The organism is Paenibacillus sp. 01T422, from assembly GCF_056398785.1.
The window spans coordinates 1-3301 of record NZ_JBFTQB010000750.1; the positions used below are offsets into that span (position 1 = coordinate 1).

Annotated in this window: 4 protein-coding genes; 1 reads left to right on the top strand and 3 read right to left on the bottom strand. The window is 41.9% G+C overall.

The genetic code is table 11. From position 1 onward, the window contains the following. A partial coding sequence (locus tag AC1DUA_RS30480; RefSeq protein WP_477503314.1) for a mannonate dehydratase occupies window positions 1–102 on the bottom strand: 102 nt, incomplete at its 3' end. A gap of 327 nt (window positions 103–429) precedes the next feature. Between AC1DUA_RS30480 and AC1DUA_RS30485 the strand changes: the two genes are divergently transcribed. Beyond that, window positions 430–1407, top strand: coding sequence for a YpdA family putative bacillithiol disulfide reductase (locus tag AC1DUA_RS30485; RefSeq protein WP_477503311.1), 978 nt, complete (start codon window positions 430–432; stop codon window positions 1405–1407). A gap of 103 nt (window positions 1408–1510) precedes the next feature. Here the strand turns inward: AC1DUA_RS30485 and AC1DUA_RS30490 are convergent, their stop codons facing one another. Both AC1DUA_RS30490 and AC1DUA_RS30495 read right to left on the bottom strand, forming a co-directional pair. Next, window positions 1511–2503: a FecCD family ABC transporter permease gene (locus tag AC1DUA_RS30490; protein ID WP_477503312.1), complete on the bottom strand. Its 993-nt coding sequence runs from the start codon at window positions 2501–2503 to the stop codon at window positions 1511–1513. Beyond that, window positions 2500–3301, bottom strand: an 802-nt coding sequence (locus AC1DUA_RS30495; RefSeq protein ID WP_477503313.1) for an ABC transporter substrate-binding protein, incomplete at its 5' end; no start/stop codon positions are given. The genes AC1DUA_RS30490 and AC1DUA_RS30495, both read right to left, overlap by 4 nt.

Below are 3301 nucleotides of genomic sequence, written 5' to 3' on the forward strand. Positions count from 1 at the left end.
ATCATAAATTGCTGATACAATACCTGTCACAGAGGGAATTTGCCGAATATGAGATAGGGAGACAGAATCATTTGGACCAAACCAGCGAAATGAAAATTTCATAAATACCTCCTACGTTCTTTCTATGCACACGTGTGCATGGTGCTGTAGTAATTACCTTATCATATTCAATCTCCAATGTGAAGCCCAATTAATTTAAAAAACAATCTTCATTTCCTCCTTAGAATGTGTTACTATTTTATAAAATCGTGTCACTGCACACGTGAACATAAAAGGTGTAATTCAATTGAAGCTTCGGTTATAAAGTTGGGGCGATATAGACCCAGTAACCGATAACATCGAGGAATGGCACTGGAAATAATAATCAAAGAAGTAGTAGGATAAGATTAAGATATTATTCAAATTTCAGAAATTTCGGGGTGAAAATTCGTGATCGATGTCATCGTAATCGGAGGTGGTCCTTGCGGACTTTCCGTAGGAGCCGCCTTGCAAAAGCAAGGTATGAATTATTTGATTCTTGAGAAAGGTGCTATTGTCAATTCCATCCTTTCTTTTCCTGTTAACATGCGTTTCTACAGCACTAGCGATAGGCTTGAAATTGCTGATATTCCCTTTCTCTCTGAGGAGGAACGCCCTTCTCGGCTGGAAGTGATGAGGTATTATCGTTCTGTTGTATTAAGACAGCAATTGAACATATTAACCTATCATCATGTTACACAAGTAGAACGTTACTTCGCTCATTTTCGTGTTTATTGCAGCAATCACCATGGCCAAGAGTGTGTTTATGAAGCACGCCAACTTGTATTTGCAACCGGTATTTACGATCAACCGAGACTGCTGGGTATTGACGGAGAACAACTTCCAAAAGTAAAACATTATTATACAGAAGGTCACTCGTATGCAGGAAGATCCGTTCTTGTTGCGGGAGGGAAAAATTCGGCGATTGAGGCTGCGATCGACCTTTATAGAAATGGTGCGGAGGTAACACTGGTTCATCGGGGAACGTCCGTTTATCAAGGCATTAAACCGACACTCCTACTCGACATCCGAAACCTGATTGAGAAAGACCGCATCCGATTCTATCCGGAGGCATCGGTGACCGCTATTGAACAATCATTTGTTCATGTGAAACAGGGGGCCGATCTTATCAAGGTTCCCAACGATTTTGTTTTCTCTTTAATCGGGTATCGTCCAGATGTTGCTCTGCTACAGCAATTAGGGATAGAACTTGATGCTGCAACGCTGGTACCTAAGTTTGACATGGATACGTTTGAGACCAATGTACCGAACGTTTATGTCGCCGGTGTGGTAACTGGCGGAATTACGAATAAAGTATTTATCGATGATGGAAGGCTTCATGGGCTTAATATTGCTAAAACACTTACTGCGCACCATTCATCGAAGTAATGAGAATGAATAAAAACCTCGGCACATGCTCACAAGCTTCCGAGGTTTTTTGTATTACTTCAAATATCTTTTTACTTAAGAATAGGGACCATCAGTTCATCCGTTATAATACCTTCTTACGCACTAAATATAAGAAAAATGGTGCTCCAAGCACCCCCATTACAATCCCTACCGGCAATTCAATCGGTGCAAATATGACACGAGCAATTGTGTCAGATATTGTAAGTACACCCACACTTAATAATACACATGCTGGAAGCAGCCAGCGATAATCGCTGCCGATAAGCAAGCGGGCCGAATRAGGAACAATCATTCCTACAAAGCCTAGAAGTCCTACGATACTAACGGTGCTGGCTGCAAGTAGTGTAGCAATTGCTGTAAAGTATATGCGGTGTGACTCAACGCGTAAACCTAATCCTCTCGCCTGCGCATCCCCAAGCGCCATAATATTCAATCGTTGACTCCCAATTAAAGCAAGCAAGGTCCCAATTATCGTGTATGGAAGAAGGATATAAACATGTGGCCAGCTCCTTGCTGAAAGTCCCCCAACCATGAAAATAAGCGCTCCTCCTACTCGATCACTGTAAAATGTGAGTAAAGCCGAAATCCCTGAATTCAACAAAGCAGACACAGCTACTCCTGCAAGAATGACCCTGAGTGGGCTTACTCCGCCGCGCCAAGCCATAAGATAAATAAGTAAAGCGGCTCCAATAGCACCAATAAATGCAACAGGTGTAAGTAAATACGCATAGGCTGGAAATAGGATAAGAATACCGATTCCAAATAAACCCGCACCTGAGGAAACACCAATGATATGTGGGTCAGCCATAGAATTACGCATGACACCTTGAAGAAGTGCTCCTGAAAGCGAAAGACTGATACCAACTAAAGCGGCAACGATTGTTCTAGGCAATCTAATATTCCAAATTATTTCGTGATAAGTGCTCTGTCCGCCGAACAAGGAGCGTAATACATCCGGTATTGATATAGTTACCGCCCCACATATAAGACTCAGAACAAGACCTAACAAAGCGAAGAGTGCAAGTACAATAAGCATACTCGAGCGCCATATGACGTTTTTTTGATAACTGATCATTTTGCTATACGGCCATAAATATCCGGATAAACTAGTTTAGCTAGATAGGATAACGACTGATCAAAGTTAAATCCAGGATTAGTCACAAAAAGCGAAGATGGAAGAAAATAGATTTTATTTTCTTTGACTGCTCTCAAGGTCTTCCAGGCGGGATTACTCTCTATGTCAGATTTGAGCTTCTCTTTACCGTAGTCTTCTGTGCCATGCACGATGAAGAATAAAAAGTCCGGATCCAACTCAACAAGTTTTTCCAAGCTGTAAGGTGCAGAACTTGGCATCATACCTGATGGGAGGGATTCAGCAACATTTTTTAACTTTAAACGATTTGCAACGTCTAGCGATATCGTCGAGTTTTTCTGAACGCTAATCCCCATTGGCATGATGGTGATCATTGCAAACTTGGGGCTTTGTTGTGGAAGTTTGCTTATAACCGTTTGCATTTTGTTCTCCGTTTGATCAAGCGCAGCTTTAGTCTCTGCTTCTTTCCCGGCTATTTTTCCAAATAGCTCTGCAGCAGCTTTTATATCCTCGTAGCTCTTGATATCGATTAAGGCCAAGGGTACTTTGGAAGAACCTAATGATTCTTTCAAGGAAGTATGGAACAACGATTGACCTATAACCAGATCAGGTTTTAGGCTCATTAATTTTTCCAAGCTAACTTGGTTTATTGTACCGACCTGTGCAACATCCTTGGCCTTCTCTGGAACAGGAATGCCCGGAGCAGTCGCCAATCCAACAGCGCTGCCACCCACCTGATAGAATAACTCTTGAACTTCTGTATTTAACAGAATAACGCGC